Raw genomic sequence first — 16124 nt, forward strand, 5'->3', positions numbered from 1 at the left:
TTAGTGGCTGTGGCCTGCGCCTTGCTTGAGAATGTCGGCTTTAATCAGGTAGCTGTTGCCCACAACATACTCTGCGCCTGGCTCAAGCCCTGAAAGTACCTCCACGTAGTTACCCGATTTGCGACCGACTTTAATCTCGTTTGCTTCAAAACGGTTGCCGTTGCGGATGAAAACCACGGTTTCTCCGTTTAAAGTCTGAATGGCGTCAGACTCTACCGCGACACCGGCAGTAAAAGTGTCGGTTATAACATCGGCTTTGACGTGCATTCCGGGTCGCCAGTGTCCTGACTGGTTGGATAACACCACGCGCGCCCGGGCAATATGCCCGCCTGTCATTTGGGGGGCAATGTAAGATACCGTACCGCTTACAGTTTTATGGTGATGCAAACCGTAAACATTGACGGTTTGACCTTCCTGCATTGCTTCAACGTTTTCAGGAAAAGCCGACAGCTCCACCCAGACTGAAGCGGTATTAATGACCTGAAATAACGGCTGCTGCTCAACTAATTCACCGACATTGGTAAAACGTTCAGACACCTCACCATTAATCGGGCTGATCACGTCGAATTTAGTACCCGTGCTAACGTTTTCGACCACAGCCAGAACGTCGCCCTTTTTAACTGAGTCGCCAATATTTGCATTAAGCGAACTTACAATGCCTTTATAGCGAGCGCTAATATGCGCAATATTGTTGTTCTTCGGGGCAATCACACCAAACACGGTTTGAGTCACCGCCATGCGCTGTAGACCAACCTGTCCCATAGTCAGCTCTGCATTTTTAATGGCTTTATCGCTCAGTTCGGTATGACGCTTTTCATGTGGGTCATCTTCCGACGCCCACACCGGTTGTGTATAAGCAAAGACCGCTAACAAAGCGGCGGCTAAATAATAGGTTGGTAACTTCACTGCGGTTCTCCTAAAAATGCTTGTCCGGTCATACGCTCCAGTTGAATCACATCACTGTAAATGGTGTGCTCCCGTGAAATTCTTTGATACTCGAGCTCGGCTAGCTCATTCTGCGCATCCAGTACCTGCAATAGCGAGTGGGTACCACGCATATAGCCCTTATTCGTTTGTTCAAGAAGTTGCTGTGCCAGTGGCAATAATGTGTTTTTCACTTTAGTCAGGTAGCTTTGATGGGTTTGCAGGCTGTTTACTAACGCCAGTGCCAAAGAGCGTAATTGAGTCCGCACCAGCTTTTGTTGTTGCAAGTTTGACTGATGCAGCACCCGGCGCTGCTTAATTCGCCCTATGTTCGGGTTCTGCAACTGAAGCGGCATTGAAGCTTCCACGACAAAACCGGTATCGTCTAACTGGTTGTTATAACGCAAGCCAAGACCCAGGCTTAAATCCGAGGATGAATCGGCTTTCAGGGCTTTAGCCTGAGCGCGTAATAAGCGTTCAGAATCTAACAACCGCAAATATTCGGGAGCCTTATTTACGGCACGTAAAGCCTCTGACTTTTCCGGCAAACTCAAAGGAAAACGAAAATGCCCTGACACTTGTTGAAAGTCAGGCTCCTCAGCCCACATAGCGCTGAGCTTTGCTTGCGCCTGAGCTAACTTGCCTTTCATTTCATCTCTATCCGTTAGCTGCCGTTCACGTTGTAATTGAATTCGTGTTACTTCAGAGTGAGCCACGGCTCCGGCTTCGGAACGCTCGCGAGCCGTTTTTAAAAGGCTCTCAGTTCGGTGAAGCTGCTTTTTGCTGAGATTGATCAACTCTTGCAACTTCATGAGCTGGTAAAAGCGTTGCGTAGTTTGCGCCAGCACCTCAATACGCTGGTATTCAAACTCTGCTTGTTGCACTTTTTCCTCAGCGGTGGCTGCATTAACGCGCTGTTGGCGTTTTCCTCCCAATTCAATGACCTGAGAAAACGACAAGGTCATCTGCGCATTATCCAGACCAGAGTTTTCGCCCGAACCGGCAAAGTTTTCGACTTCCAGTCCAACTTTCGGATTAGGCGAAAATTCAGCCTGCAGAGTTAACGCCTCAGCCGCCTGCCGTTGGTATTCGTACTTTTGTAAATCAGGGTTACTCTTTAGCGTGCGGCTTAAGGCATCGCTTAAGGTTAGATCAGACGCGGCAGCATTAACCGGGAGCACCAATAAGATACCCAAAAACGCTACCACGAAGCTCAAACGCTTCATGTTTTTCTCCAATAGTTCGTTATTTAGAAATGACAGTAAAAATGGAGATTAAGCGTTTGGTGGGGGAACCGGCGGTTGGTGAGCTAAGCTTTTATCAAAAGTAACGGACGTTGGCTGCGCATCGGTAATAACAGGGCAGGCAGAAAAACAAATACCGTAACCGGTAATGCAACTAACGTGTGCGTGAAACTGATGATCATGGCTAACCTCATGACTTGCCTCAGAATCGGAACGATGCTCTAAATCATGGTTAGTATCAAACACAATATCCACGCTGCTGTGGCTTGAGTCTTCCATATGACCCACCGCCGCCGCACAGGTGAAAAAACTGTGTATCAGTATGACAGTAATAAGTAACCATGGGATTTTCATGCCCGCTACTTTATCGAATTTAAACCATGAGCACCAGCACCGAGTTTAAATTCGATAGCTCAAGATATCGAAGACTCACTATGGTATCCACACAGGATTCGTCCAGGCCATACTGCCGTCTTTATCTTCAACTTCCAGACTCACCCAGGTTTCAGCTTCCTCTGGAATTGATAAAGTCAGCTCGAGTTTCTGTGGTGCGTCTTCCGGGGTAATCGTTTTGATGATTTCGCCACCGTGACTGAGCATGCGCACTTCTTTTACGCCATCCACTGCAACAACTTTTACCGGCCATTCATCGCCCGTCTGTGCCTGCTCGCCAAACATAATTTTTTGCGGGTATAAAATAGGCCCTTGTGTCGCATAACCATGGCCGGCTTTCAGAGCTTTAGCAAAGTTGAGCGGTGTCAGTTCACCAGCCACATGAGCCATCATCCGAATACTGCCCGATAACTGGTTCCAGGCGTCATGTGTATCAGTGCCGGCAGTGAAGTACATTGCTTCGCCGTTATCCCACAGTTCGTGGGCTTTTTTCAATGTCGGTTCGTTATCAACGGCAATATTCAGCTCTAACAAATCAAAGGCATCGGTTGCGCCACCGGGCACATTGTTATTTGCCAGATTGGTATAGTAACCATAGTCGTTAAAAGGATGATTCATGGGAATGACTTCCGCTCCCATAGCCTTCATGTCCTTAACCAGAGCTTGCACATCGTCGGTGCCCGGATCCGCAGTCAGTTTAGCATCTGCATCTATAGGAAACGGGTTCATATGGCCCCAGGAGGGTGACACTTCAATGGATGGAATAAAAGGAACCTTACGCTGAGCAGACAGTTCACTGAATATTTCCTGATTAACCGTAGAGTCATGCTCACTGATAAAGGTCAAATCCAGTGCTGCAGCTAACTGAGAGCGCACCACGGTTTCTGGGGGTGTTACGGCCTCTAAAATATTGCCGTGATGGTGCAGATCGGCTCCGTACCAGTGTTGTTGGTTAGGATAAGTCACCTGCTCTATCTTGACGTTTTGCTGACTGGTTTTACCAGACGCCAGTTTCACATCTAACGTTTTCATCTGGCTGATAAAGCCCGCACCAGAGTCTATACTTATGGTGTACTCGCCGGGCGCCAGCTCTATTTTTGCCTGACCGATTGGCAACAGTTCAGTAAAGAAGGAACGTTTACCCAGAAACGCAACAGGCGGCTCCTGGCCTTCAACAATACTAACACGTGCATCTTTAGCTATGCCTGAGCTTGCCTCTTCGACACTCACAGAGAGTGTTCCCGGTGCTGCCAGGTTAGTGAAATTTAGTGTTTGTGTGCCGTCAGCCTTAACTTTGATATTTTCTACTTCACTGTTCGCGTGACCGGTGGCAGTACCGTAAACCTGATATTCACCTTGCGGCAACGCTATGCTGTATTCACCCTCTTTAGCTAAGGTCCAGCCATACAGTTCATTTTCTTTTTCGATTATAACAATGGCGTCATCCGGAATGCTGCCCTCGTTTGCACGCAATTGTCCGGTAATGCTCCCGGTTGGCTCGCCACGGCGTTTCGCCTCCGCTTCAACCACAGGCGCAAGATCACCATTTGGCACAACTTGTAACTCAGCTTCAAAGGTTCGGCTTTCACCGGCTTTAAGACTATGCCCGAGATACATATCACGACCGCCGTAGGTATTGCGGTCAAAATATGGCGCATGCAGCGCAAAAACCCAGTCTCTGTCATAGCCTACCGTGCGATCCGATAGGGTTTTATTGGGGCTGACGGCTCCGTCTTCCCCCAGGCCGGGCACCGCAAACATAGTGCCCGCATCTGGCCATAGCGTGAACCCCGAAGTTAGCTCAAGCTTGTCTTTCCCCTGGTTCGTCATCACCGTCTTTAATTCAATAGCATCAGAACCGGAAGCCAAAGTGTACCAAGTGGTTATATCGACGTTACCAAAATTACGGCTTACTTTAATGACGGCTCTTTCATTCGTGTTTTCAATAATATACACAGACTTGCGACTGTTCGGCCAGGCAGACCAGCTATTGGGTATAAAGTCAGCAAAAGCTATGCGATCAAGATCCAATTGACCGTTTTTCACCGCGGCTAAATCAACCAAAGCACCACGCGGAACGCCCCACGGCGCACTTGATTCGACCGCTAATGCGAATGCAAGGTGTTCATTGCTTACGGTAATGTCTTGTAGGTGGGTAGCTTCGCCATCCGGAATCATCGTTTTGCCAGTGGTGACGGTGACATCCGCATATGTAAGGGAGCTTAGCATTGAGCCCAATAAGAATGTTATCGCTGTGCTTTTAAAAATTCGCATGAAATGACTGCCTTTATAACCAGAGTATTGTTCGAGCTTTGAATGGTATTGTGCTTTAAATTAATTGAACGTTCAATTAACTAATAGCAGAGAATGAATCGCGGCAATGTACTAATAGTGTCCTCGCCCTTCTAATATATGGCTTTGCTGGATGTTTTAGTTATTATGGTTGTTGACGGTAGAACTGACACAATAACCGATAAACCTCAGGCATGTGTTCTTTCATGTTTTTTGGCGCTTCAAAAAACGTTTCGCTGCAAACCGCAAAGAACTCGGCGAGATTGGTCAGCGAATAGCCATCTATTGGCAAGGGTTGATGGGTATGTAAGTCATTTTTCAGCCGGTTCCAGGCGGCGGAAAAAATATCATGCCATTCACCCGGTCGCATATCGGGATGTATTGGCGGTGCGCCGTTAGCACCGTCACGCAGCATATCCAGTTTATGAGCAAACTCATGAATCACAACATTGCTGGCTTTGCCATTGCGAGTATAAGGTCCAGTGTGACATACCGACTGCCAAAATCGACTTCCTTCGTTACACTACTGCCTGCAGCTTTTACGAGCTTGGACACGCTGTTTCCGTAAGGCTATTAGCGCAGAAATAAACAGTGAAGCAAAGGTTAGAATACCAAACCATGCCAGTATTCCGTCTATCGGATTGGGCATTAAGCTTGTACAGACTAGAGCAATACTGAGCAGGATAAAACCGGTGATTTTATAACTTTGCTCTGCACGTTGGCTTAAAGGTTTCAAATAAAATAGCTTACGGTGACGGGCTGTCACAATACACAATAGCCAAAAACCCACCAAACTAAGCAACCAAATAATGACGGATATCATGATGTCACCTCACTGGGCGCTGCTAACTGACCCGAATTGTGAGTTTGCAGCTGCGTAAAGCCAATAGACAAGGCAATTCCAAAAACCAACAGTATAAGGCTTGTTTTCAGTAGTTTTCGAGTGGCTATAATCCACATAACTAACCCACAGTAGACACCAAAGCTCAGCAACATCATCCACAACAAGCTTGTCGCTTTGTTCCAGCCGAAAAGCCATAAAAACAGCTCAGGTGTAAAAACCGTAACAATGAGAGTAAAAATAAACCCGCCGAAAGTCGCCAGCATAATGCGGTAGGTTATCTCCAGCCGGGTCGGTGCATTGGCTTCCTTTTTTCCAAATATCATTTTGCACTCTCCTTTTTATCTTCCTTTCGGAATAAGTATCGGGTCAGTCCTAAAAAGAAGATGGCCATAACCCAAAAGCTGATGTCCATGCCAAACAAGGGCCAGTCGCGAGGGTACTGGTAACTTGCCAAATGGCTCGATACCGTGGCAAAACTAACGAAGGGTAAACTGAGATAAGCCACACCATTGATTAATGCGCCATCTCTCCATGTATGTTTTGCACCGCGAAGCAACGGATAAACAATCATGAACAGCCAGGCAAAAAAGAAGCAGCCTATTTCCAGTTCCGCACGATTATCTGCACTGACAGAAAGCAACCGGTTACTAAGGAAGTAAACGGCAACGGCAAGTGGCAGCCCCATAATAAAACCAGCGTTTAGCCCGCTGACTAAGTAATGACCAAAAGAAAGACCGCCTGCGGCTTGCAGTTTTTTCTTTCGCTTTTCAAACCATAGCACTAAACCACTGGCTATCATCAATGTGCCCAGAATTCCCGAAAAGAAGTACAACCAGCGCAGTTGTGTGTCGGCGAAACGCCCGGCATGCAGGCCTATCATGGTGCGTCGTGTCAGTTCTGCGCTATTTTCAACAGGCTGGGCATGCAACTGCTCGCCACTGACGGCTGAATAAGTCAGTGTCGTATAGTCAGACATGAGCGATTGGGTAGGCGCTTCGAGAAAACGAATGGTGGCATTCTCATCACCGGGATTACTAATACGGGCCAAACGAATTGGATTACCGTTTATGGCTTCTCGTGCCTTAAAGTAAAGATCCTGCAAGTCAGTTAAAGCTGCACTCTCGCCACTTGCCTGTAACGCAGGTGGCTGGGACTGTATGGCGTTAGAAAATTCGCCCCTGTCACCATAACTTAACGATACCGCCGAGGACATGTACATCATCATTAATGTCACCAAACCGGTGTAGGTGATCATAAAATGAAAAGGTAAAGCCAGCACCGAGGTGATGGTATGTCCGTCCAGCCAACTACGCGGCCCTTTGCCCGGTTGAAAGGTGAAAAAATCTTTAAATATTTTTTTATGTATAACAACGCCGGTAACAATTGCTATCAACATAAGCATGGCGCAAAGACCAACCAGCCATCGGGCCACAATAGTCGGCATATAATGTAAGTCGAAGTGAAAGCGATAAAAAAAGTTTCCGCCGCGAGTCTGGCGCTGCTCAATTTTACTGCCGTTACCATCAAGAACGGCGTAATCAAAACCACGGCCGCTGCTGGCGTTAGGATCACGCCAAATAACTCTAGTGGTAGTGGAGCGTTCATCCGGCAAAGTAATGGACCAGCCTGAAGAGTCTGGGGCATGTTCTTCAAGATAACGTTGCGCTTGTGCAACCGCCTTTTCAGGGGTGGCGTTCTGCTTTACTTCGGGCAGCATCCATTGAGTAATTTCGAGTTGAAAATAGGCTAATGTTCCGGTCAGAAAGACCGCAAATAAAATCCAGCCCACCACTAAACCAGCCCACGTATGGAGCCAGGTCATACTATCTCTGAATCGTGTTTTCATAATAATGGTGTTTCTTATTTTTGACAGAGCCGTATTAAATCACAAAAAACACAGTAATAAAAACCATTATCATTTGCATTAGAAAGCGCATTAATGCAGCCGCGAACAAGCTGGCTTGTCATATCCAGAAACGGCAGTGTCGCCAACGGTCATCGTCGGGTTATCTGTCTCCCTGTGCATAAACAGTAGCTGCCGTAACTGACAGGCTTCTCGAAGCAAAGCTACAGCCGCCGGATGCTCTGGCGACAACCTATTCTGCAACTGCTGAAAATTGCGTAACGCACGGTTTAACAGAGAAATGCAACAGTTCGGGCGACTCTGCCGATAATATGTATCAGCTAGATTCTGTACAGCAATTGACAGGCAAATAATAACCTCGCCAGCGTCCTCATGTTGCTGTTCAAGAATTTCACTTAAATGTTGCCGTAGCAGCAAAATACTGTTCATGTAGTAATGACTGGCGTTTTGCCATTGCCCCTGTTCAAACTCATAATTACCGATACGTTGTAACGTTTTCCAATTCTCAATAAGTTCCATAACGACCTCCTGTTTTATTCATCAGCATGCCTTGCAATTTAATTAAATGCAAATGATAATGATTGCCGTTAACTTCACCTTTATAAGGAGTAAACTATGTCATTTGAATTACCCACATTACCCTACGCTTACGATGCACTTGAGCCTTATGTCGATGCGATGACTATGGAAATTCATCACCAGCGGCATCATCAAACTTATGTCAACGGACTGAACCAGGCACTGGCCGACAGTGATTACGAAAAATGGGATTTATTTGAACTGTTACGACAGATTCAGAGTATACCTAGTAATATGCAGCCTGCTGTGCGTAATCATGGTGGTGGTCATGCAAACCACTCATTATTTTGGCAAGTCATGTCTCCTCAGGGTGGTAGTGAGCCAACAGGCAAACTCGCTAAAGCTATTGAGAGCGACATAGGTGGTTTTCAGAATTTCAAAGAACAGTTCACCCAGGCAGCGGTCAGTCGCTTTGGTAGCGGCTGGGCCTGGTTAGTTATTAATGCTAATGAAAAACTTGAAATAACCAGCACAGCCAATCAAGATAGTCCTTTAATGGACGGGCAGACTCCCATCCTCGGGCTTGATGTATGGGAGCACGCTTACTATTTGAAATATCAGAATAAACGTGCAGACTATATTGCAGCATTTTATAAAGTGATCCACTGGCCAGAAGTTGCCAGGCGTTTTGAGGAACATAAATGAAAGTGATGGCATTAATTCAACCGGGTTGGCGGCGAGGAAGTAAGCTACTCGGTTGGTGCGCTCTAGTTTTGGCTGTTGGCTATGGTCTGCAGCAACTCATTTTGCTAATGCAGCATCACGACCATGTGCGTTATGCGTTTTACGCCGGAATGGTGGCTGCGGCGGCTACCGCTGCAGGCACCCTGCCCGCGCTGTTTTCACGTGGGCTATCCACTCGCTTACATGCCGCCATGTTGGGTTTTGGTGGTGGCGTCATGCTGGCAGCCAGTATTTTTTCTCTCATTGTACCAGCGTTAGATTTATTTGAAGTAACAGCACAAACTACCTGGCAAGGTCCTTTGAAAGTAGCGGCTGCGATTCTTCTGGGCTCTTTTTTAATGATGGCTTTGGAGCGCAGTGTACCGCATGAGCATTTTATTAAAGGGACTGAAGGACATCAGGCACTGATATTAAAGCGCAGCTGGTTGTTTGTCATTGCAATTATTCTGCACAATATTCCTGAAGGGCTTGCCATAGGCGTAGCTTATGCAGGCGACGATAACGTTGGAGCCTCTACTCTGGCAACCGGTATTTCTATTCAGGATATACCAGAAGGCTTTGTCGTAGCTATGGCTTTACTGGCTGCCGGTTACAGTCGTAAGCTCTCAATTGGGGTCGGCTTGCTATCTGGCTTAGTAGAACCACTAATGGCTGTTATTGGTGCCATTGCATTGACCAACTCCGCCGTGTTGCCCTGGGGGCTGGCAATGGCTGCCGGTGCTATGCTGTTTGTTATCAGCCATGAGATGATTCCCGAATCACACAAACAAGGGCATGAAATGTCCGCTACTAATGGTCTTATGCTGGGTTTTGTGCTGATGTTTGTACTGGATACCGCTTTGGGTAGTTAGCGCTCAGCTTACATTAACGCGCTATCAAACAAGCAGATTCATCTCAAAAAGAAGCTTTCGGATGCTCTGCCTGGAGTCCATAACCAATAATAACTCGATTCTACTTTCGATCTTGTTCACTTTATAAAGAACCAGATTATGTTCATCAATCAACAATTGCCGATAATCTGTTAGTCCCAAATCAAAAAGTCGTTCGCTAATGGGAGCTATTTGAGGATTGTCCGGCAACTCTGTTTGAATGCGAAACTTTATTGCCTCTACGGTTTTTAAAGCTGTAGACTCTGAATACTTACCTTTTAAAAAAGCTTTAAAGCGTTGCAGTGATAACCTGAATAGAGGCGAAGCAACCACAGCATAACGGCTATTCGAAGGCTTCATCCAGACTCAAAGCCTCCTTGCTTAAAGATTTTTCGGACAATTTAAGCAGTTTAAGTAAAGCCATAGTTTCCTGCTGAAACTCATAATCAGTATAAGACTGCACTACATACGCAGGCTTACCTTTTTTTGTGACTAGCAAATCCTCTTGCAACTCGAGGGAATTCGCATTTTCTTTTAAATAAGTAACCGTTTCCGTTTTCATAACAACCTTTAAAAAGACTTTTTAAGGACTGATTGAAAATATAGCAGATTTTGCGAAATTAGAAAACTGAATCTGACCACTTTTCGCTTGAACAAGAGAGCCGAGTTTACAGCGTCTTAGCCTGTCGAACTTCGTTGCGAATACCTTCAAATAATTGGTCGTATTCATTTTCGGTCGGTACAGTCATTATTTCTTCACTATGAGCGTGTTTTATTTATCGAGTAACAACATGACTGTCAACGGCAATCTAATTTTGACCCACTTAGCGGTAAAGTAAAATTGACCCACCCTTAGCGGTTTACGCTCAAACAACCTGCCCGATGAAAGCTTTGACTTGTTATAGTTTTTATACCAAAATATAATATATATTGGTAATTTTGAGGTGATGTATGGCTAAAAACACAAGTATTAGCTTGGGTAACCATTTTGATCAGTTTATTGCACGACAGGTAGCTGATGGACGCTATGGCTCTGCTAGTGAAGTAATTCGTGCCGGACTGCGTAAGCTTGAGGAGGATAACCAAAAGCTTGAAACACTTCGCGCGCTTATACAAGAAGGTATAGCCAGCGGTACCGCCGAATACAGTTATGACGGTTTGATGGCTGAGCTTGATGACGAACTTGGTAAATGAGTTTAGTTTTAGTTTCAAGGGCAGCGCGTGCAGACTTAAAAAATATAGCGGCATATACCCAAAAGACATGGGATGCTGAGCAGCGAAGATCCTACATAAAAGAACTTGATCTAGCCTTCCTTTTTTTAGCAGAAAACCCAATGTCTGGCACTCCTTGTGGCTACATAATCTCTGGCTTAAGAAAACACCGCCATAAAAGCCATACCATATTTTATGAAAATAAAGATAACTCAATTTTGATTGTTCGTATTCTTCATAAAAGCATGGATGTTGAATTACAACTTAAACAACTGTAACGCCCCCCTGCGCGGTTGCTTTGTAGCGCCATCGGAAAAGCAGTCCGACAACAGCCGCTTGTTACAACTTGCATCAATTGTAGCATGCTGCTACAATCAAGAAAATCCAACTCTGGAGGTACAAATGGCTACGAACAGCATTCGCTTAGATCAAAACCTAATCGAAAAGGCAACTATTATGGCCAAAGCGCTTAATCGAACCCCGCCCAAGCAAATAGAACATTGGGCAAAAATCGGCGAAATAATGGAAGATAACCCCGATTTACCCTACGAGTTTGTAAGGCAGGCCATCATCGCGCAGGCAGAACGGGACGCCGGAAAGCTAGAGGCCTACGATTTTGGTTAAAGCCACAACTGTATTACAGACCCCTACATTCAAGAAAGCGGTAAAAAAGGTCAAGCCTAACCAGAAAGAGGACGTTGATTTAGCCGTGAAGGAGCTTATGGCCAACCCCAACATCGGAGAACAAAAGAAAGGGGACCTGGCCTTTCTGCGAGTCCATAAGTTCAAGATGAACAAGCAACTGACTCTACTCGGCTACAGTTTTGATGATGGCGCTCTTGTCCTTGAACTGATGGCCCTAGGCTCACACGAAAACTTCTACCGCGATCTCAAACGACCAAAATGACGTTGTAACGCCAGCCATCACCGGTGACAGAACCGCAGCGAAGCGGAGGTTTTGGCATCCGGTGCATGGCCTGTTATATTTTACCGTCGGCTCGTCCACGCTGAGCAGTCGATATGAGTAAAGCGACCGAAATCAGTTGGCTCGTTGTTGTCTGGAGCGACGACAAGCTCTTGCCCGCAATATGGGCAGAACCCAACCTCAACAACCGTAACCCAAATCGTTTCACCAACCTCCTCAAGTTGATGGTTTTCTTCTAAATCGTCTTCCGTCGCTTGCCTTTCTACAAACAGGCACCATACGAAATTTTCACGCCCTACATGATTCTTATCCAGCCTAATCGATACGCCGTGCTTCGGCATGCCGTCACAATCGTGAACAGCGTCTTGCCCACTACTCATTGATCTCGTCCACAAATATTTGTCGTTCAGTCACATCTTCAAGTAATTCAATATTCTCAAGTTTCATAGCTTACTGTCAGATTCTCCCAAGAACATAGACACAATGACTCCCTGCTCAAATGCTAGCCTCCGCATTTTCCTGGGTTAGCTGAAAGCCAGTGCCATAATTAGTTTGTTCAAAACTCAATCATTTGGAGGCTAGCATGAACAAACATAGCATGATTTTTATCGGATTAGATACTCATAAAGAGTTTCACGAAGTCGCCTATTGTGAAGAGCAACGAGGAGCTGTGCCCGCTCACTATGGCCGTATCCCGTCGTCTAAAGTCAGCCTGAAAAAGCTGATACGCCAGTTTGAATCCAAATACCCCGGCGCCACGTTGCATGTGGTTTACGAAGCCGGTCCCTGCGGTTACTGGATTTATCGGTTCATCACCAGCCTCGGGCACTGTTGTTATGTCGTTGCGCCGTCACTTATTCCGAAAAAACCGGGCGAGCGAGTTAAAACCGACCGCCGTGATGCGCTGAAGTTGGTAAAGCTTTTAAAGTCAGAGGATCTCACCCCGATTTATGTACCTGAGCCTGAGGACGAAGCCGTGCGTGATTTATCCCGGGCGCGCGAAACGGCGATGAAATGCGTATTCTGCACAAATTATAATGCTTGTCGGAAAGCCCGAGTGAGTCAATTTTCTGAAACTGTTCCATGAGGTTCCTTTAGTGCTGGTGGCGATATAAACAAAGCATTTCATTTCTTACTCTTGCTTGATTAACTCGCACTTTCGAACTTCATACTTAGCGACGGTGATTCCACCAAACTCTCCTTTGTGAGCTAACGCTCGGCTAACCAACCCATAACATTCAATAAAAACCTTTCATTTTGTTCGGCACCTTTAGATACCAAACCAATTTTTCTATTCGTTTTAGTATCTAGTTGAGACGAAAACATCATGCCTTCAGCAAACACAGCTATCCGCCCCTTTCCAATCTCTAATACAGCCCCCTGACTCCAGCCGTTCATAGACATTCTAGGCGTGTCAGAATTTATTTGAAAAGGTATTTCAGGAACAACAGAAACAGCTCCCTTGCCTAGCTTTAATAGTGACGTAGCTTCTGGTGGCGTTTTAAAAGCTGAACCACCAAATGTTCTAACCCGCTCTATACGATTAGATTGAATCGCACTTTCAGTCATTCCAACTAAAGTGGAAGGTAGATATAAGCTTTGTCCTGCCTTACCTGTTCCAAGAGTAATGTCATGCTCACCGAGCGTTTTATTCTTGGCATAAAACACCGCATTGCCAACATGACCATTACTAAATTCAAAGCCAAATTCACTAGCTAAATTTTCAATGACTTTAGGAAATGGTGTGTGGTCTGCAACTAAAAAAAGCGAGCCACCTTCTAGGGCGTGTTGATCTTTCCTGTACATATTTTGTTCAGCAATACATCGGTAGCCACATCAATGAAAATGCCAGTGACACCATACTGGCATAATTTCTCGCTAACTTTTCATACCTGGTTGATATTGAACGATAATGTTTTATTCGTGCGAACGCATTTTCAACTAAATGCCTATATTTATACAGGCACCAATCGACACTGCATTTGTCTATATCCTGGCCATAATTACGTTTGGGTATGACTGAAGTCCCTCCTTTGACTTCAACATATTTCCTCAATGCGTCACTATCGTATCCTTTGTCGCCTACGAAAATGTTTACTTCCCTCAAATGGTCTACCAGACTTTGAGCCCGAGCTATGTCATTTCTCTGGCCTTCTGATAGTTCAAAATAAATAGGAAGGCCGCCACTATCCACGACTAAATGAATTTTTGTAGAGTTACCACCTCGGCTCTTTCCAATGCACTCATTATCCACGGTAGCCGCTCCGGTACTATGCTGATGAGCTTTAACAATAGAGCCGTCAGCAAAGACCCAATCGTAATCAGATAGTTTTGCTAACTCATTGAATAACATATTTAATAAACCTTTCTTCGACCACAAATTGAACCGGCGATAAACCGCGCTCCAATCACCAAATTCCGATGGCAAGTCACGCCACGGAATTCCGGTTCTCAGCCGGAATAATATCCCTTCAAACGTCATTCTGTGTTCTGTTTTATTGTAAATGCGGCCTGTGCTCTTCATTACTTGAAGTAGCTTTTTCCACCGCTTATCAGTTAGCATTAGTCTCGGCATGGTATTGAGTTGTTAGTTTATTTTTGGCGAAACAAATTATAACTCTTTACCATGCCGCTCAAAAACTAATCGCGAAAGATCAACACGCCTTAGTACCCATCTCTTAATATTTGAGACTTCTTCATTGGTTATAGCCTCAGTAAAAGGAGGGTTCCAGTCCCTTCTGCTTTTATCCAGTGCATTTGCAATAACTAATATATCAGCACTACTCAGGCTGTCTGATGAAAAACGACTTTTATTAGGTTTTACCGTATAACCATCACTTTTAAGAACTTGAGCAAACGGTCTATACCGTCCATTTACAGTTAAAAAATTATTGTGCGCTTCGTCTATAAATACCACAGGGCTATTTTGCTCAGAAAAGGTTTTGTGGGTATTTTGGGGGGTAAAGTCTGGATCGGCTTGTTGAGAGCTATCAGAACAAGCTAGTAGCAGAATCAAAAAGAACCCAACAAAGCTTGCCTTGAATAATCTCATCTATAGACCCCGAATAATGTACATTGATACGTTTAAAATGCATAAAAGTACACCGCTAAAAGTAACGGCAAATACAAAATGCAGCTTGCTCCAGCCATTACGCGCATTTTATTTTTACCCATAACCTCAGCAGCGTAAGCTAACTTAGGTGACCAAAAATTAGGTAATACAGACCATACTATGGCAATGACTAACCATCCCTGCCAGAAAGCAGGGGTAAGATAAACCGTGTCTGTAATAAAACCGTGAAAAGCGACTAACCCCAATGCCATAAATATGGCGTTGGAGAATTCTTCTACTTTAACGATCCTAGGGCTTTTATCCTTACCAGACACATACTCAAAGACCTTGAACGGAAGCGGCAGAACGATTAATGCAACCAGTATCCAGAAAGATACTTGCCAGAACATAATTTAACTCCTTTTACCGCCGCGCTAATGGCCGCCGCCTTTCGGCATCCTAGCAGGCGCAGTCTGAGCATTGAGCGCTTTGTTAGCTGATGCCTCCGATTTCGAAAGAACATCGAATGCCTTTATAATTTTATCCAAGGCGGATTTTTTATCGCTTGAATAGGGCATTTTGTCTGCTGCTACGACAGCATACCCAATAGATGACTTATTTTTTACAGCCTCTTCCACAACCAAATGGAAAGCATCGGCCTTGCTCCTTGCATAAGGAATTTTATCTGCTGCAATTACCGCCATGTTGAAATCTTCAACAGATAAGGCAGTTTTAACCAAGGAGGCAAGAGACTCACTTTTACTCTGAGAATAAGGCTGCGACATCGAAGCCTCATACATCGCGAGAAGTCAGTTTCTATCCGCCGAATACTCAGGCAGATCGAGACTGAGTGTTACATTAGCTTTTTCCTTCAATTTTGGAGTTTCCGCAGTTGTACCATCGCCATTCAGTTCCAAGAATTGAGCCGCTGCAATCACAGTTCCAATTATTGTGGCAACCGCTGCTGCCTTATATATTCCCACTAATTCTCCCTATAGCTGACGCCCGGTTAAGGGGTGAGCAACGCAACTACCAAATCACCGCACAATACCATAACTACTGAAATCAACGCATAATAAAAATGCCGAGCGTTGCGAATCCCTCTTTAACCGTTTGTTATGTGCGTGGTTGAGAGTGCGATTTGACGTACTTTTTCACCTTTTTCATCGCCATTTGACGCTTTAACGGTGAAAGATAATCAATGAATAAATTACCAGAAAGATGATCAATTTCATGCTGCAT

The 16124-nt window shown here is 45.2% G+C and carries 24 protein-coding genes and 2 pseudogenes; 7 read left to right on the forward strand and 19 right to left on the reverse strand.

Annotated features, from left to right (window positions below; translation table 11 throughout):
• The 9 genes and pseudogenes from L8G48_RS03930 to L8G48_RS03965 all read right to left on the reverse strand — a co-directional run bounded on the left by L8G48_RS03930 (position 1) and on the right by L8G48_RS03965 (position 8080).
• Positions 1–906, reverse strand: coding sequence for an efflux RND transporter periplasmic adaptor subunit (locus L8G48_RS03930; RefSeq protein ID WP_248263295.1), 906 nt, complete (start codon positions 904–906; stop codon positions 1–3).
• Positions 903–2150, reverse strand: coding sequence for a TolC family protein (locus L8G48_RS03935; protein ID WP_248263296.1), 1248 nt, complete (start codon positions 2148–2150; stop codon positions 903–905). Before L8G48_RS03935 ends, L8G48_RS03930 begins: the two co-directional genes overlap by 4 nt.
• Before the next feature lie 48 nt (positions 2151–2198).
• Positions 2199–2522 carry a hypothetical protein gene (locus tag L8G48_RS03940; RefSeq protein ID WP_248263297.1) on the reverse strand — a complete coding sequence of 108 codons (324 nt, stop codon included), beginning with the start codon at positions 2520–2522 and terminating at the stop codon, positions 2199–2201.
• Positions 2523–2600: 78 nt separating this feature from the next.
• On the reverse strand, positions 2601–4835 hold the full coding sequence (locus tag L8G48_RS03945) for a CehA/McbA family metallohydrolase (RefSeq protein ID WP_248263298.1): 2235 nt from the start codon (positions 4833–4835) through the stop codon (positions 2601–2603).
• Positions 4836–4998: 163 nt separating this feature from the next.
• Positions 4999–5313 (reverse strand): annotated as a pseudogene (locus L8G48_RS03950) (zinc-dependent peptidase); the annotation flags it as partial.
• A gap of 63 nt (positions 5314–5376) precedes the next feature.
• Positions 5377–5676, reverse strand: coding sequence for a DUF3325 family protein (locus L8G48_RS13585; protein ID WP_443986706.1), 300 nt, complete (start codon positions 5674–5676; stop codon positions 5377–5379).
• Positions 5673–6020 carry a hypothetical protein gene (locus L8G48_RS03955; protein ID WP_248263300.1) on the reverse strand — a complete coding sequence of 116 codons (348 nt, stop codon included), beginning with the start codon at positions 6018–6020 and terminating at the stop codon, positions 5673–5675. The genes L8G48_RS13585 and L8G48_RS03955 overlap by 4 nt, the downstream gene beginning before the upstream one ends.
• Entirely contained in the window at positions 6017–7543 is a 1527-nt protein-coding gene (locus L8G48_RS03960; protein ID WP_248263301.1) for a PepSY-associated TM helix domain-containing protein, read from the reverse strand. Before L8G48_RS03960 ends, L8G48_RS03955 begins: the two co-directional genes overlap by 4 nt.
• A 90-nt stretch (positions 7544–7633) precedes the next feature.
• Positions 7634–8080, reverse strand: a complete 447-nt coding sequence (locus L8G48_RS03965; protein ID WP_248263302.1) for a DUF2753 family protein — start codon at positions 8078–8080, stop codon at positions 7634–7636.
• A gap of 96 nt (positions 8081–8176) precedes the next feature.
• Between L8G48_RS03965 and L8G48_RS03970 the strand changes: the two genes are divergently transcribed.
• Positions 8177–8785, forward strand: a complete 609-nt coding sequence (locus L8G48_RS03970) for a superoxide dismutase (RefSeq protein ID WP_248263303.1) — start codon at positions 8177–8179, stop codon at positions 8783–8785.
• Entirely contained in the window at positions 8782–9675 is an 894-nt protein-coding gene (locus L8G48_RS03975; protein WP_248263304.1) for a ZIP family metal transporter, read from the forward strand. The genes L8G48_RS03970 and L8G48_RS03975 overlap by 4 nt, the downstream gene beginning before the upstream one ends.
• Positions 9676–9699: 24 nt before the next feature.
• On the opposite strand, the gene L8G48_RS03980 is transcribed toward L8G48_RS03975, so the two are convergent.
• The gene (locus L8G48_RS03980) at positions 9700–10053 is read right to left on the reverse strand and encodes a hypothetical protein (RefSeq protein ID WP_248263305.1); all 354 of its coding nucleotides are present in this window, start codon (positions 10051–10053) and stop codon (positions 9700–9702) included.
• Positions 10037–10255, reverse strand: coding sequence for a type II toxin-antitoxin system prevent-host-death family antitoxin (locus tag L8G48_RS03985; RefSeq protein ID WP_248263306.1), 219 nt, complete (start codon positions 10253–10255; stop codon positions 10037–10039). The genes L8G48_RS03980 and L8G48_RS03985 overlap by 17 nt, the downstream gene beginning before the upstream one ends.
• 389 nt (positions 10256–10644) lie before the next feature.
• On the opposite strand from L8G48_RS03985, the gene L8G48_RS03990 reads away from it, so the two are divergent.
• From L8G48_RS03990 to L8G48_RS04005, 4 genes are all read left to right on the forward strand, one after another.
• Complete coding sequence (locus tag L8G48_RS03990) at positions 10645–10887, forward strand: type II toxin-antitoxin system ParD family antitoxin (RefSeq protein WP_248263307.1); 243 nt, start codon at positions 10645–10647, stop codon at positions 10885–10887.
• Positions 10884–11183: a type II toxin-antitoxin system RelE/ParE family toxin gene (locus L8G48_RS03995; protein ID WP_248263308.1), complete on the forward strand. Its 300-nt coding sequence runs from the start codon at positions 10884–10886 to the stop codon at positions 11181–11183. The genes L8G48_RS03990 and L8G48_RS03995 overlap by 4 nt, the downstream gene beginning before the upstream one ends.
• A gap of 124 nt (positions 11184–11307) precedes the next feature.
• Positions 11308–11529, forward strand: a complete 222-nt coding sequence (locus L8G48_RS04000) for a TA system antitoxin ParD family protein (RefSeq protein ID WP_151058737.1) — start codon at positions 11308–11310, stop codon at positions 11527–11529.
• Complete coding sequence (locus L8G48_RS04005) at positions 11522–11812, forward strand: type II toxin-antitoxin system RelE/ParE family toxin (RefSeq protein ID WP_248263309.1); 291 nt, start codon at positions 11522–11524, stop codon at positions 11810–11812. The genes L8G48_RS04000 and L8G48_RS04005 overlap by 8 nt, the downstream gene beginning before the upstream one ends.
• Positions 11813–11892: 80 nt before the next feature.
• Here L8G48_RS04005 and L8G48_RS04010 read toward each other — a convergent pair whose 3' ends face one another.
• On the reverse strand, positions 11893–12210 hold the full coding sequence (locus L8G48_RS04010) for a hypothetical protein (protein ID WP_248263310.1): 318 nt from the start codon (positions 12208–12210) through the stop codon (positions 11893–11895).
• Between the two features lie 203 nt (positions 12211–12413).
• On the opposite strand from L8G48_RS04010, the pseudogene L8G48_RS04015 reads away from it, so the two are divergent.
• A pseudogene (locus tag L8G48_RS04015) lies at positions 12414–12845 on the forward strand (IS110 family transposase); the annotation flags it as partial.
• A 194-nt stretch (positions 12846–13039) separates the two neighbouring features.
• On the opposite strand, the gene L8G48_RS04020 reads toward L8G48_RS04015, so the two are convergent.
• The 7 genes from L8G48_RS04020 to L8G48_RS04050 form a co-directional block, all read right to left on the reverse strand.
• A complete protein-coding gene (locus tag L8G48_RS04020; RefSeq protein WP_248263311.1) occupies positions 13040–13636 on the reverse strand; it encodes a hypothetical protein in 597 nt (198 codons plus the stop codon).
• 7 nt (positions 13637–13643) lie between these two features.
• Complete coding sequence (locus L8G48_RS04025; RefSeq protein ID WP_248263312.1) at positions 13644–14405, reverse strand: IS5 family transposase; 762 nt, start codon at positions 14403–14405, stop codon at positions 13644–13646.
• Between the two features lie 36 nt (positions 14406–14441).
• Positions 14442–14882 carry a hypothetical protein gene (locus L8G48_RS04030; RefSeq protein WP_248263313.1) on the reverse strand — a complete coding sequence of 147 codons (441 nt, stop codon included), beginning with the start codon at positions 14880–14882 and terminating at the stop codon, positions 14442–14444.
• A gap of 32 nt (positions 14883–14914) precedes the next feature.
• The gene (locus L8G48_RS04035) at positions 14915–15292 is read right to left on the reverse strand and encodes a hypothetical protein (protein WP_248263314.1); all 378 of its coding nucleotides are present in this window, start codon (positions 15290–15292) and stop codon (positions 14915–14917) included.
• A 24-nt stretch (positions 15293–15316) separates the two neighbouring features.
• Positions 15317–15667, reverse strand: coding sequence for a hypothetical protein (locus L8G48_RS04040; RefSeq protein WP_248263315.1), 351 nt, complete (start codon positions 15665–15667; stop codon positions 15317–15319).
• A gap of 24 nt (positions 15668–15691) precedes the next feature.
• On the reverse strand, positions 15692–15865 hold the full coding sequence (locus L8G48_RS04045; protein WP_248263316.1) for a hypothetical protein: 174 nt from the start codon (positions 15863–15865) through the stop codon (positions 15692–15694).
• A 133-nt stretch (positions 15866–15998) separates the two neighbouring features.
• Positions 15999–16124: peptide deformylase (locus tag L8G48_RS04050; protein ID WP_248263337.1), on the reverse strand; the 126-nt coding region annotated here is incomplete at its 5' end.

This window comes from Idiomarina aminovorans (assembly GCF_023155095.1).
GTDB lineage: Bacteria > Pseudomonadota > Gammaproteobacteria > Enterobacterales > Alteromonadaceae > Idiomarina > Idiomarina aminovorans.

Excerpts from the sequence above, each read along its gene's own strand:
- L8G48_RS03935 (WP_248263296.1), bottom strand. The coding sequence starts at position 2,150 with ATGAAGCGTTTGAGCTTCGTGGTAGCGTTTTTGGGTATCTTATTGGTG.
- L8G48_RS03940 (WP_248263297.1), bottom strand. The coding sequence starts at position 2,522 with ATGAAAATCCCATGGTTACTTATTACTGTCATACTGATACACAGTTTT.
- L8G48_RS03945 (WP_248263298.1), bottom strand. The coding sequence starts at position 4,835 with ATGCGAATTTTTAAAAGCACAGCGATAACATTCTTATTGGGCTCAATG.
- L8G48_RS13585 (WP_443986706.1), bottom strand. The coding sequence starts at position 5,676 with ATGATATCCGTCATTATTTGGTTGCTTAGTTTGGTGGGTTTTTGGCTA.
- L8G48_RS03955 (WP_248263300.1), bottom strand. The coding sequence starts at position 6,020 with ATGATATTTGGAAAAAAGGAAGCCAATGCACCGACCCGGCTGGAGATA.
- L8G48_RS03960 (WP_248263301.1), bottom strand. The coding sequence starts at position 7,543 with ATGAAAACACGATTCAGAGATAGTATGACCTGGCTCCATACGTGGGCT.
- L8G48_RS03965 (WP_248263302.1), bottom strand. The coding sequence starts at position 8,080 with ATGGAACTTATTGAGAATTGGAAAACGTTACAACGTATCGGTAATTAT.
- L8G48_RS03970 (WP_248263303.1), top strand. The coding sequence starts at position 8,177 with ATGTCATTTGAATTACCCACATTACCCTACGCTTACGATGCACTTGAG.
- L8G48_RS03975 (WP_248263304.1), top strand. The coding sequence starts at position 8,782 with ATGAAAGTGATGGCATTAATTCAACCGGGTTGGCGGCGAGGAAGTAAG.
- L8G48_RS03980 (WP_248263305.1), bottom strand. The coding sequence starts at position 10,053 with ATGAAGCCTTCGAATAGCCGTTATGCTGTGGTTGCTTCGCCTCTATTC.
- L8G48_RS03985 (WP_248263306.1), bottom strand. The coding sequence starts at position 10,255 with ATGAAAACGGAAACGGTTACTTATTTAAAAGAAAATGCGAATTCCCTC.
- L8G48_RS03990 (WP_248263307.1), top strand. The coding sequence starts at position 10,645 with ATGGCTAAAAACACAAGTATTAGCTTGGGTAACCATTTTGATCAGTTT.
- L8G48_RS03995 (WP_248263308.1), top strand. The coding sequence starts at position 10,884 with ATGAGTTTAGTTTTAGTTTCAAGGGCAGCGCGTGCAGACTTAAAAAAT.
- L8G48_RS04000 (WP_151058737.1), top strand. The coding sequence starts at position 11,308 with ATGGCTACGAACAGCATTCGCTTAGATCAAAACCTAATCGAAAAGGCA.
- L8G48_RS04010 (WP_248263310.1), bottom strand. The coding sequence starts at position 12,210 with ATGAGTAGTGGGCAAGACGCTGTTCACGATTGTGACGGCATGCCGAAG.
- L8G48_RS04020 (WP_248263311.1), bottom strand. The coding sequence starts at position 13,636 with ATGTACAGGAAAGATCAACACGCCCTAGAAGGTGGCTCGCTTTTTTTA.
- L8G48_RS04025 (WP_248263312.1), bottom strand. The coding sequence starts at position 14,405 with ATGCCGAGACTAATGCTAACTGATAAGCGGTGGAAAAAGCTACTTCAA.
- L8G48_RS04030 (WP_248263313.1), bottom strand. The coding sequence starts at position 14,882 with ATGAGATTATTCAAGGCAAGCTTTGTTGGGTTCTTTTTGATTCTGCTA.
- L8G48_RS04035 (WP_248263314.1), bottom strand. The coding sequence starts at position 15,292 with ATGTTCTGGCAAGTATCTTTCTGGATACTGGTTGCATTAATCGTTCTG.
- L8G48_RS04040 (WP_248263315.1), bottom strand. The coding sequence starts at position 15,667 with ATGTCGCAGCCTTATTCTCAGAGTAAAAGTGAGTCTCTTGCCTCCTTG.